Source organism: Burkholderia sp. Cy-637 (assembly GCF_011753175.1).
Lineage (GTDB): Bacteria > Pseudomonadota > Gammaproteobacteria > Burkholderiales > Burkholderiaceae > Burkholderia > Burkholderia gladioli.
The window spans coordinates 52,815-63,738 of the sequence record NZ_VWWC01000024.1 but is presented as its reverse complement, the minus strand read 5'-3'; the positions used below and the strand labels follow the sequence as shown (position 1 = coordinate 63,738).

The window sequence follows — 10,924 nt, the reverse complement described above, 5'->3', positions numbered from 1 at the left end:
GCCGGCGCGGCGGCGCGCGGCGCCGTCTCGCGCGGCCAGCCGTGCCAGGCCAGCGCGGTCAGCACCAGCGAGAGCAGGGCCAGCCCGAGCCAGGTGTCCTGCAGGCTGCGCTGCAGCAGCAGCGGCACGACCGTGCCCGAGGCCACCACGCCTACGCCCACGCCCATGAAGATCACGCCGCCGGCCAGGCCGCGGCGCGAGGCCGGCACGTGCGCGAGCACGGTCGGGGCGGCCAGCACCATCAGCGCGCCGCCGGCGATGCCGGCCAGGAAACGCCAGGCGAAGAACCAGCTGAAGGACAGCGGCCAGGCGCAGGCCACGAAGGCGAGGGTGGCCAGCAGCATCATGGTGCGCAGCGTCAGCGTGACGCCGGCCCGGGCGGCCAGCGCGCGGCCCGCCAGCGCGCCGCCCAGGTAGCCCGCCAGGTTGGCCGCGCCGAGATAGGCGGCCAGCGAGGGCGCGAACCAGTGCGCGTCGACGATCGCCGGCAGCAGCGGCGTATAGGCGAAGCGCGCCAGGCCGATGCCGACCAGGCTGGCGCTGAAGCCGGACAGGGTGGCCCGCCCGAGGCTCACGCCGGGCGTCTCGCGCCTCGCGTGGGCGGGGGAGTCGACGGCGCGTTCCATATGCATTCCCTTCACTCGATTCGATAGCCGCAGCGTACGCGCGATCACCGATCCTCAGAACTGATTTGTCGAGATAAGGGATATCTGGAATCGAGATATCTGTTATGCTGATTTCCCGTTACCCGGCGCGCGGGCCGCCTCGCTACAATCGCTTCATCGATAGCCCGCGCGGCGCCTGCACGTTTTCACGCGTACTCCTGACGATCATGGACATAGCCGACTTGAAGACCTTCGAAGCCGTCGCCCGCCATGGCAGCATGAACAAGGCGGCGGCGGAGCTGCACACGGTGCAGTCGAACGTGACCGCGCGGATCCGCGCGCTCGAGGACGAACTCGGCGTGGCGCTGTTCCAGCGTCACGCGCGCGGCGTGACCATCACGCCGGCCGCGCAGCGCATGCTGCCCTTCGTCGGCCGCATCTCGCAACTGGTGTCGGAGGCGCGCGCCGCCGCCACCGACAGCGGCGAGCCGACCGGCACGCTCACGCTGGGCACGCTCGAAACCACCATGGCGCTGCGCCTGTCGCCGCTGCTGACCGAATACGCGCGCACCTGGCCCGACGTGCGGCTGGTGGTGAGCGCCGGCACCACCGCCGGGCTGATGCAGGACGTGATCGACTACCGGCTCGACGGCGCCTTCGTGGCCGGGCCGATCCGGCATCCGGCCCTGCACGTCGAGCCGGTGTTCACCGAGGAACTGGTGCTGGTGACCAGCCCGGCGATCCGCACCTTGAAGGACCTGCCCGGCGCGCGCGACCTGAAGACGGTGGTGTTCCAGTTCGGCTGCTCGTATCGCCAGCGGCTCGACGCGTTTCTCGCGGGATTGGGGATCGTGGTGGCCAGGCCGCTCGAATTCGGCTCGCTCGACGCGATCGTCAACTGCGTGTCGGCCGGCGTCGGCATCACCCTGCTGCCCAAGGGCGTGGTGGCCGACGCGGTGACCGCCGGCGACGTCGCCATCCACCGCCTGCCGCGCGAGCTGGCGATGGTCGAGACGCTGTTCGTGCGTCGCGAGGACAGCTATGTGTCGAGCGCGATGACGGCCTTCCTGGAGCTGGCCACGCGCGTCTATCGGCAGTCGAGCACGGGCGTGCCGGTGCGCGGGCGGCGCGGCGCGCAGGAGCCGACGGTCGCGGCCTGAATTCAGTCCTCGCCGCGTTCGGCATCCGCGGCGACTGCCGGCGGCAGATCCTCCGGCGGCGGATCGCCGAGCCAGCGCCGCGCGCCGGGCCCCGAGCGCGCGGCCCGGTCGTTGGGGTTGGTCAGCTTGCAGCGCTTGAGCGACAGGCACCCGCAGCCGATGCAGTGGTCCAGGTCGATATCGAGCCGCTCCAGCTCCTCGATCTTGTCCCTCACGCGCTGCTTCCATCCTGCCGAGAGCCGCTGCCAGTCGCGATTGGCCGGCAGCTTGGCGGTGGGCAGGCTGGCCAGTTGCTCGGCGATCTCGTCCAGGGAATAGCCGATGCGCTGCGCGAACACGATGAAGGCGATGCGGCGCAGCGAGGAGCGCGGGAACGAGCGCCGGCTGCTGCCTTGCCGCACCGATTCGATCAGCCCGCGCGATTCGTAGAAACGCAGCGCCGAGGCGGCCACGCCGCTGCGTTTGGCCACCTCGCTGATCGGTATCAGCGGGTCCGGGGTCTTGCGTTGGACGGTCATTCGAGCCTCCCTGAAATTTCGCTTTACTTCAAGTTCACTTGAGCTTCTAGACTGCCCGCCAGTCTACTCCTCAAGGTTCGACGATGTCCGCGACTCGCCCCGAGTTTCGGCGAAAGCCCGCGTGCGCCTGGCGCACATGGCTGCTCGCCAGTCTTCTCCTGCCGGCCCTGGTCGCCTGCCAGCGCCCGGCTTCCCCCGGCAATCCCCCCGCGCCCGAAGTGGGCTTCGTGACGGTCGCGCCGCGCGCGGTGCGCCTCACCGACGAGTTCAACGGCCGCGTCGAGGCGATCGACGCGGTCGAACTGCGTCCGCGCGTGAGCGGCTACCTGCAGCGGCTGGCCTATCGCGAAGGCGATACGGTGGCGGCCGGCGCGGTGCTGTTCGTGATCGACCAGCGCCCCTACCGGATCGCGCTCGATCGCGCCGAGGCGCAGCGCCAGCGCGCGCAGGCGGCCCTGCAACTGGCCGGGGTGCAGCTCGCTCGGGTGCGCGCCTTGATGAGCTCGCACGCGACCTCGCAGGAGGAACTCGACAACGCGCAGGCCACCGCCGCGCAGGCCGAGGCGGACCTGCATGCCGCGCAGGCCGCGGTCGACGAGGCGAAGCTCGATCTCGGCTACACGGAAGTGCGCTCGCCGATCGCCGGGCGCGCGGGACGCGCCGCGCTGACGGTCGGCAACCTCGCGCGCGCCGACCAGACGCTGCTGACCAGCATCGTCTCGCAGGACCCGGTCTACGTGTATTTCGACTGCGACGAGCAGAGCTACCTGCGCTACACGGCGCAAGGCGGCGACGCCGGCCAGCCGGCGATCGGCGCGAGCCGCGCGGTGCACGTCGGGCTGGCCGACGAGAGCGGCTTCCCGCATGCGGGCAGCATCGACTTCCAGGACAACCGCGTCGATCCGGCGACCGGCACGATCCGCGCCCGCGTGCGGCTCGCCAATCCCGAGCGGCGGCTCACGCCCGGCCTCTATGCGCGCGTGCAACTCGGCAGCGGCCGCGACGACACGCTGCTGCTGGTCGACGACAAGGCGGTGCTGGCCGACCAGGATCGCCGCTACGTCTACGTGGTCAGCGCCGACAACCGCGCGCAGCGGCGCGACGTGAAGATCGGCCGCGAGATCGGCGGCGAACGCGTGATCGAGGCCGGCCTGCGCGGCGGCGAGCGCGCGGTGGTGGACGGCGTGCAGCGCATCGCCTTCCCCGGCGCGCCGATCAAGCCCGCGCCGCTGGCCGCCTCGCCGGCGGCGGCTTCCGCCGCGTCCCGGTCCTGAGCGGGGAACTGCCATGAATATCTCGCGGTTCTTCATCGACCGGCCGATCTTCGCGATCGTGCTGTCGGTCATCACCTTCGCGCTGGGCCTGATCGCCATCCCGATCCTGCCGGCCGGCGAATATCCCGAGGTCGTGCCGCCCAGCGTGGTGGTGCGCGCGACCTACCCCGGCGCCAATCCCAAGGACATCGCCGAATCGGTCGCCGAGCCGCTGGAGGAGGCGATCAACGGCGTCGAGGGGATCATGTACATGAAGTCGGTGGCCGGCTCCGACGGCAGCCTGCAGGTGGTGATCACCTTCCTGCCCGGCGTCGATCCCGACACGGCGGCGGTGCGCGTGCAGAATCGCGTCAGCCAGGCGCTCAGCCGCCTGCCCGACGAGGTCCGGCAATACGGCGTGACCACCCAGAAGCAGTCGCCCACGCCGCTGATGTACGCCAGCCTCTACTCGCCCGACAACAGCCACGACTCGCTGTATCTGCGCAATTACGCGACCCTGCACGTGAAGGACGAGCTGTCGCGGATTCCCGGCATCGGCGACGTCGAGCTGTATGGCTCGGGCGACTACGCGATGCGCATCTGGCTCGACCCGAACCGGCTCGCCTCGCGCGGCCTGACGGCCAACGACGTGCTGGCCGCGGTGCGCGAGCAGAACGTGCAGGTCTCGGCCGGTCAGCTTGGCGCCGAGCCCTCGGCGGCGCGGCGCGATTCGCTGGTGCCGATCAACGTGCGCGGCCGGCTGCGCTCGCCGCGCGAGTTCGGCGAGATCGTGCTGAAGAACGGCGAGGACGGCCAGGTGGTCAAGCTCGCCGACGTGGCGCGCATCGAACTGGGCGCCGGCGACTACACGCTCGACGCGCGCCTGGACGGCAGCCACCAGGCCACCATCGGCATCTTCCTGTCGCCGGGCGCGAACGCGCTGGCGGTGGCGAAGGCCGTCTACGCGCGGCTCGACGAGCTGTCGACGCGCTTCCCGGCGGGGCTGGCCTACAAGCCCGTGTGGGATCCGACCGTGTTCGTGCGCGAATCGATCCGCGCGGTGCAGCACACGCTGATCGAGGCCGTGGTGCTGGTGGTGCTGGTGGTGATCCTGTTCCTGCAGACCTGGCGCGCCTCGATCATCCCGCTGGTGGCCGTGCCGGTGTCGATCGTCGGCACCTTCGCCTGGCTCTACGTGCTCGGCTACTCGATCAACACGCTCACGCTGTTCGGCCTGGTGCTGGCGATCGGCATCGTGGTGGACGACGCGATCGTGGTGGTCGAGAACGTCGAGCGCAACATCGCGCAGGGCCTGCCGCCGCGCGCGGCCGCCGGCCAGGCGATGCGCGAGGTCAGCGGGCCGATCGTGGCGATCGCGCTGGTGCTGTGCGCCGCCTTCGTGCCGATGGCCTTCCTGTCCGGCGTGACGGGGCAGTTCTACAAGCAGTTCGCGGTCACCATCGCGATCTCCACGGTGATCTCCGCGATCAACTCGCTGACCCTCTCGCCGGCGCTGGCCGCGCGCCTGCTCCGGCCGCACGACGCGCCGCCCGATGCGCTTACGCGCGTGCTCGAGCGTTCGCTGGGCTGGCTGTTCCGGCCGTTCAACCGGCTCGTCGAGCGCAGCTCGACGCGTTACCACGGCGTGGTGGCGCACACGCTGGGGCGGCGCGGCGGCGTGTTCGCGGTCTATGCGCTGCTGCTCGCCGGCACCGGCTGGCTGTTCCATGCCGTGCCCGGCGGCTTCATCCCGGTGCAGGACAAGCTCTACCTGTTCGCCGGCGCGAAGCTGCCCGAGGGCGCCTCGCTGGCGCGCACCGAGGCGGTGACGCGCCGCATGATCGAGATCGCGCACGGCGTGGAGGGCATCGATTCGGTGCCCGCCTATGCCGGGCTCAACGCGCTGCAAAGCGTCAACACCCCCAACGTGACGAACTCCTACATCATCCTCAAGCCCTTCGACCAGCGCCGCCGCAGCGCCGCGCAGATCAATGCCGAGCTCAATGCGCGCTTCGGCGCGATCAAGGACGGCTTCGCCTATGCGCTGCTGCCGCCGCCGATCCAGGGCCTCGGCAATGGTTCGGGCTACGCACTGTATCTGGAGGATCGCGCCGGGCTCGGCTACGGCGCGCTGCAGGGCGCGCTCGGCGCGTTCCAGGCCGCGGTGGCCAGGACCCCGGGCATGCACTATCCCGTCAGCACCTACCAGGCCAATATCCCGCAGATCGAGGTGAAGGTCGACCGCATCAAGGCCAAGGCCCAGGGCGTGGCGCTGACCGAGCTGTTCAGCACCTTGCAGGTCTATCTCGGCTCGGCCTACGTGAACGACTTCAACGCCTTCGGGCGCGTCTATCGCGTGATGGTGCAGGCCGATTCGAACTATCGCCAGACGGCCGCCGACATCGGCAGCCTGCGGGTGCGCAACGCGGCTGGCGACATGGTGCCGGTCGGCTCGATGGTGACGCTCACGCCGTCGTTCGGACCCGATCCGGTGATCCGCTACAACGGTTATCCGGCGGCCGACCTGATCGGCGATGCGGACCCGCGCGTGCTGTCGTCGGCGCAGACCATCGCCACGCTGGAGCGCATCGCCAAGGAGGTGCTGCCGCCCGGCATCCGGCTCGAATGGACCGACCTCAGCTACCAGCAGGTCACGCAGAGCCAGGCCGCGCTGGTGGTGTTCCCGCTCGCGGTGATGCTGGTGTTCCTGGTGCTGGCCTCGCTCTACGAGAGCTGGACCCTGCCGCTGGCGGTGATCCTGATCGTGCCGGTCTGCCTGTGCGCCGCGCTGTTCGGCGTGTGGCTGTCCGGCGGCGACAACAACGTGTTCGTGCAGGTCGGCCTGGTGGTGCTGATGGGGCTCGCCTGCAAGAACGCGATCCTGATCGTGGAGTTCGCGCGGGAGCTCGAGATCCAGGGCATGGAAACCGTCGAGGCCGCGCTCGAGGCCTGCCGCCTGCGGCTGCGGCCGATCGTGATGACCTCGATCGCCTTCATCGCCGGATCGGTGCCGCTGCTGCTCGGCCATGGCGCCGGCAGCGAGGTGCGCGCGGCCACCGGCGTGACGGTGTTCGCCGGCATGCTCGGCGTCACGCTGTTCGGGCTGTTCCTCACGCCGGTGTTCTATGTCGCGATCCGCAAGCTCGCGCACCGGAAGCCGGCCAGCTGGAGCGAACATCCGGCCACGCTGGAAGGAGATCGTCGATGAGCGGGCACCTGCGTTTGACCCGGCTCGCCGCGGCGACCGGGCTGGCCTTCTGGCTGTCGGCCTGCATGGTGGGCCCCGATTTCCGGCGGCCCGAGCTGGCGCTGCCCGAGCGCTATGCGCGCGCGGACGCGAGCGTGACGAAGCCGGCGAGTTCGGTGGATGCGCCGGCCGCGTCGGAGCCGTCGTCGAAGCCGCTCGGCCGCGATGCCGAGCTGGCCTTCTGGCAGGGCTTTGGCGATGCGCAACTGAGCCGGCTGATCACGATGGCCTTCGACGCCAACCAGGACGTGAAGCTCGCCGTGTCGCGCCACGACGCGGCCAATGCGCTGCTCGGCGAGGCGCGCTTCGACCTGTTGCCGACCATCACCGCGAGCGGCCAGGTGGGGCGCCAGTTGCTGAGCCGCAGCCAGGCCTTCGGCGCGCCGCGCGACCAGCGCGACACGGCGATTTCCAGCGGCGGCATCAATGCCTCGTGGGAGCTCGACCTGTTCGGGCGCGTGCGTCGCGGCGTCGAATCGCAGCGCGCCTCGGCGGCGGCGAGCGCGGCCGATCTGCGCGCGGTGCGCGTCGCGATCGCGGCGGATGTCGCCTCGGCCTATGTCGATCTGCGCGGCTCGCAGACGCGCCTGGCCGTGGCGCGCGAGAACGCCGACAACCAGCGCAGCACGCTGGCGCTGGTCGAGGCGCGCGTGGCGGCCGGGCGCGGTTCCGAACTCGATGCCGCGCGCGCTCGTTCGCAGTTCGAATCGACCCGCTCGCGGATCGCGTTCTACCAGGCGGCGGTCGGGGTGGACCAGCATCGGCTCGCGGTGCTGACGGGGCAGGCACCGGAGGCCTTGATCGCCGAGCTGGAGGCGCCCGCCGCGCTGCCGCCGCTGGCGGCGACGCTCGACCCCGGCACGCCGGGCGAGTTGCTGCGCCGCCGGCCCGATATCGCGGCCGCCGAGGCGCGCCTGCATGCCGCGACGGCGCAGGTGGGCGTCGCCACCGCCGACCTGTTCCCGCGCTTCACGCTATCGGGCCTGCTCGGCAGCGCGACGGCCGGCTACGGCGTGTTCGGTGCGGGCAGCGATACGCATCTGGCCGCGCTGGGCGTGGACTGGTCCTTCCTCGACGTGGGGCGCGTGCGCGCGCGGATCGCCGCCAGCCGCGCCGATGCGGCCGGGCAACTGGCGCAGTATCGGCAGACCGTGCTGCTGGCGCTGGAGGACACCGAGAACGCCTTGCTGCACGTGGGCCGCACGCGCGAGGAGAGCGGCCATCTGGACCAGGCCGCGACGGACAGCACGCGGGCCGCGCAACTGGCACGCGCGCGTTTCGAGGCGGGCGCGATCGGCTATTACGAGGTGCTCGACGCGCAAGGCGCGAGGCTGCAGGCGGAGGATGCCGCCGTGGAAGGGCGCATGCGGCGCGCGCAGGCGAGCGTCGATCTCTACCGGGCGCTGGCGGGCGGCTGGGATTGATGTGACGTGAGGGTGGATGTGATGAGACGAACGAGCATGAATGTGCGAGATGCGAGCATTAATCAACTCGCCTGACGCGCCTAAACTGGCTTCACCGTCACAGCCGTGACGACCCACTGAAACCAGGAGCGCACCATGTCCCGTCTGTCCACCCTCGCCGTCGCCGATGCAACCGGCAGCACCGCCGAACTGTTCACGAAGATCCGCAAGGCCGTCGGCAAGGTGCCGAACGCTTACGCGACGATCGGCACCCACCATCCCGAAGCGCTGGCCGCCATGCTCGGCATCGACGCGATCCTGGCCGGCGGCACGCTGAGCAAGGCCGAGATCGAGACGATCAAGCTCGCCGTCAGCGAGAACGCCGGCTGTGACTACTGTATTGCCGCCCATACGCTGGCCGGCAAGTTCGCCGGGCTGTCGCCGGAAGCGATGCGCCAGATCCGCGCCGGCGAGCCGACCGGCGACGTGAAGCGTGACGCGCTGGTGACCTATGTGCGCAGCGTGGTGAGCACGCGCGGCACGGTGCCGGCCGAGCAGCTCGACCACTTCATCGCGGCCGGCTTCACGGAACGTCAGGTGATCGAGGTCAGCCTGGCGATCGCGTCGATCACGTTCACCAACCTCGTGAATCGCGCCAACGATACGACGCTGGATTTTCCGGCGGTGGCGTGAGGGGAGGTAAGCGCGGCGAGCCTGGCCGAAAGGGCCGTGCCGCGTATCGGAAGGCCGGGGCCGCGGCGCGAGGGGTGACTCGCGCGGGCCCGCAAGGGGCCGGTGCCCGGCAGCCAGGCTGGCTGCGGGCCGCCGGCTTCGGCCTTATTGCGCGCGTTGCGCGAGGCCGGCCGTCAGCAGCTCGGTCAACAGGCCGGTCATGCCTTCGGGATGATCGGCCGCTTGCTTCTGCAGGTCCGCAACCAGCTCGACATTGAGCTTGCAGGCGAACGGCACCAGGCCTTGCGCCTGCTCGATGCGACGGCGCTCGCGCCGGTCGAGCGCGGCCGTGTCGGTCGCGCCCTTGCCGAAGCGCTGCGAGCTCGATGCCTTCATCGATTGCGTCAGCTTCAGCGCCTTGTTCTTTTCCAGATCCGTCTTCTTCATTGCCATCGTCGGCACCACCTTGGGTTCAAATGGGTGCGATTGTACGCATCGCGGTGGGGGAGCGGAGCGATAGGTCGTGGCTTGCTCGTATTTATGCGCAGTGGGGCGCTTTTTTGTTGCGCGCGTGTCCGGTACCGGCAAATCGGATGACTGGTGGTTTGTCCGAAATTTGTAGTACTTTTTCGGACACACTAAAAAAATAAAACTTTTTGCGCATAAACCGTCAACGCCCTCCCGCCACAGCCCCGGCCGCATTGCCGGCTACAATGCGGCAGCCCGGAATTCACGACTGATCCCATATCGCATGACCCAAGCTTCCCGCGCGTTCCTGCTCGGCCCCCTGCTGAAAGGGGTATCGCGCTCGTTCTACCTGACGCTCGCCGTGCTGCCCGTCGGCATGCGCGATCCGATCGGCCTGGCCTATCTGCTGGCCCGCGCGGCCGACACGATCGCCGACACTTCGCTGCTGCCGCCAGCGCGGCGCCTCGAATGGCTGCTGTCGCTGCGCGCGCAGGTCAATGGCCGGCCCGACGAGGCCGCGCTGCGCAGCATCGCCGCCGAGGTGGCGGGCCAGCAGACCGATTCCGACGAGAAGGTGCTGCTCGAGTCGCTGGGCCCGGCGCTCGGGATCCTGGCGCAGCTCGACGACGCCGATCGCGCGGCCGTGCGCGGCATCGTCACGACGCTGAGCGAGGGCATGGAGTTCGACCTGGTCACGTTCCCGGACGAAACCTCGGGGCAACTGGTCGCGTTGCCCGACGATGCCGCGCTCGATCGCTACACCTACATGGTGGCCGGCTGCGTCGGCGAGTTCTGGACCACCATGACCTTCCTGCACGAGCCCGGCGTGGTGAAGCGCGATGCCGACGAGATGAAGGCGCTCGGGATCCGCTTCGGCAAGGCGCTGCAGCTCACCAACGTGCTGCGCGATGCGGCCAAGGACCTGCGGATCGGCCGCTGCTACCTGCCCGCCGATCGCCTCGCGCGCGGGCGCATCGCGCCCGGCGACCTGCTCGGCCAGGATGCCTCGCAGCTCGCGCGTCCGGTGATGTTCGACCTGGTGCGCGTCGCGCTGGCGCATTACCGTGCCGGCATCGACTACACCTTCGCGATCCCGCCGCGCGCGATGCGGCTGCGGCTGGCCTGCATCTGGCCGATCGTGATCGGCTTGATGACCTTGCGGCTGCTGGTGTCGAACCCGAACTGGATCGAGCCGGGCCGCGCCTCGAAGGTGCGTCGCAACGAGGTCTACAAGGCGGTGGCGTGTTCGATCCCGCGTTCGCTCTCGAATGGCTCGCTGCGCCGCTGGTTCGATCGCCTGCTCGGCGATATCGAGCGAGTGCTCGACGCCGCCGTGGTCGCGCGTCACCGTTGAGACGAGGCGCGCCGGCGCAGTGAGCCGGCCGGTCTCGATATCGTCGAACAGCGGCGCGCCCTGCGCCCTGCATCCTCGCCTGCCTCGATCTCGAGCGCTTCGGCATTCGCCCGAAGCCTCGCTCCTCCCTCCCGCTTTTCCCTTCCGTCGCCCGTCGCTTGCTCGGCCTCCGCGATCTTTCCAAAAAATTTGAAAATACTTCAAGCGTTGGCCTAATTATCAATATCGACCGCCGTATTCAGAA

Annotated in this window: 8 protein-coding genes and 1 pseudogene; 6 read left to right on the top strand and 3 right to left on the bottom strand. The window is 69.8% G+C overall.

The genetic code is table 11. The features are described from left to right. Window positions 1–626, bottom strand: a 626-nt coding sequence (locus F3J10_RS09995; protein WP_167241980.1) for a YbfB/YjiJ family MFS transporter, incomplete at its 3' end; no start/stop codon positions are given. 206 nt (window positions 627–832) lie between these two features. Between F3J10_RS09995 and F3J10_RS09990 the strand changes: the two genes are divergently transcribed. Continuing rightward, window positions 833–1,765 (top strand): LysR substrate-binding domain-containing protein, encoded by a 933-nt coding sequence (locus tag F3J10_RS09990; protein ID WP_167241979.1) that lies wholly within the window; start codon window positions 833–835, stop codon window positions 1,763–1,765. A 2-nt stretch (window positions 1,766–1,767) separates the two neighbouring features. Here F3J10_RS09990 and soxR read toward each other — a convergent pair whose 3' ends face one another. Further along, window positions 1,768–2,283 carry a redox-sensitive transcriptional activator SoxR gene (gene soxR / locus F3J10_RS09985; protein WP_167234297.1) on the bottom strand — a complete coding sequence of 172 codons (516 nt, stop codon included), beginning with the start codon at window positions 2,281–2,283 and terminating at the stop codon, window positions 1,768–1,770. Between the two features lie 212 nt (window positions 2,284–2,495). Between soxR and F3J10_RS09980 the strand changes: the two are divergent. The 4 genes and pseudogenes from F3J10_RS09980 to F3J10_RS09965 all read left to right on the top strand — a co-directional run. Then, a pseudogene (locus F3J10_RS09980) lies at window positions 2,496–3,557 on the top strand (efflux RND transporter periplasmic adaptor subunit); the annotation flags it as partial. Window positions 3,558–3,570: 13 nt separating this feature from the next. Then, a complete protein-coding gene (locus tag F3J10_RS09975) occupies window positions 3,571–6,744 on the top strand; it encodes a multidrug efflux RND transporter permease subunit (RefSeq protein WP_167241977.1) in 3,174 nt (1,057 codons plus the stop codon). Continuing rightward, window positions 6,741–8,207, top strand: a complete 1,467-nt coding sequence (locus tag F3J10_RS09970; RefSeq protein WP_167241976.1) for an efflux transporter outer membrane subunit — start codon at window positions 6,741–6,743, stop codon at window positions 8,205–8,207. Before F3J10_RS09975 ends, F3J10_RS09970 begins: the two co-directional genes overlap by 4 nt. Before the next feature lie 135 nt (window positions 8,208–8,342). Beyond that, window positions 8,343–8,879: a carboxymuconolactone decarboxylase family protein gene (locus tag F3J10_RS09965; protein ID WP_036028655.1), complete on the top strand. Its 537-nt coding sequence runs from the start codon at window positions 8,343–8,345 to the stop codon at window positions 8,877–8,879. Between the two features lie 144 nt (window positions 8,880–9,023). Here the strand turns inward: F3J10_RS09965 and F3J10_RS09960 are convergent, their stop codons facing one another. After that, a complete protein-coding gene (locus tag F3J10_RS09960; RefSeq protein WP_025099366.1) occupies window positions 9,024–9,311 on the bottom strand; it encodes a hypothetical protein in 288 nt (95 codons plus the stop codon). A 298-nt stretch (window positions 9,312–9,609) separates the two neighbouring features. Between F3J10_RS09960 and F3J10_RS09955 the strand changes: the two genes are divergently transcribed. Beyond that, window positions 9,610–10,680: a phytoene/squalene synthase family protein gene (locus F3J10_RS09955; protein WP_167241975.1), complete on the top strand. Its 1,071-nt coding sequence runs from the start codon at window positions 9,610–9,612 to the stop codon at window positions 10,678–10,680. Window positions 10,681–10,924 lie beyond the last annotated feature (244 nt).

Coding starts and splice junctions, on each gene's coding strand:
- F3J10_RS09990 (WP_167241979.1), top strand. CDS start 833: ATGGACATAGCCGACTTGAAGACCTTCGAAGCCGTCGCCCGCCATGGC.
- soxR (WP_167234297.1), bottom strand. CDS start 2,283: ATGACCGTCCAACGCAAGACCCCGGACCCGCTGATACCGATCAGCGAG.
- F3J10_RS09975 (WP_167241977.1), top strand. CDS start 3,571: ATGAATATCTCGCGGTTCTTCATCGACCGGCCGATCTTCGCGATCGTG.
- F3J10_RS09970 (WP_167241976.1), top strand. CDS start 6,741: ATGAGCGGGCACCTGCGTTTGACCCGGCTCGCCGCGGCGACCGGGCTG.
- F3J10_RS09965 (WP_036028655.1), top strand. CDS start 8,343: ATGTCCCGTCTGTCCACCCTCGCCGTCGCCGATGCAACCGGCAGCACC.
- F3J10_RS09960 (WP_025099366.1), bottom strand. CDS start 9,311: ATGGCAATGAAGAAGACGGATCTGGAAAAGAACAAGGCGCTGAAGCTG.
- F3J10_RS09955 (WP_167241975.1), top strand. CDS start 9,610: ATGACCCAAGCTTCCCGCGCGTTCCTGCTCGGCCCCCTGCTGAAAGGG.